At 65.0% G+C, this 260-nt stretch carries 1 pseudogene; it reads left to right on the top strand.

From position 1 onward, the window contains the following. Nucleotides 1-101, top strand: a pseudogene (locus EOE48_RS30155) (peptide-methionine (S)-S-oxide reductase MsrA); the annotation flags it as partial. Nucleotides 102-260: the final 159 nt, after the last annotated feature.

A 260-nucleotide genomic window follows, 5' to 3' on the forward strand; every position in this document is an offset into this window, starting at 1 on the left:
AGCAGTACCTCGCGAAGAACCCCGGCGGCTATTGCGGGCTCGGCGGCACCGGCGTGTCGTGCCCGGTCGGGACCGGGGTCGGGGCGCAGGCGGCGGAGTAGGCAAAGCACGACGCCGACCCTCCCCCCTCTGCGGGGGAGGGGTCGGGCGTGCGTCGTTGTCATACGAAATCCCAATAATCCATTCAGCGTGGCATTTGCCCTTCGCTGTGGTCGTCTGCGGCTAAGCTGAACGAATCGTCCGAAATTCGTATTAGACCG

Source organism: Methylobacterium oryzihabitans, from assembly GCF_004004555.2.
GTDB classification, from domain to species: Bacteria; Pseudomonadota; Alphaproteobacteria; order Rhizobiales; family Beijerinckiaceae; genus Methylobacterium; species Methylobacterium oryzihabitans.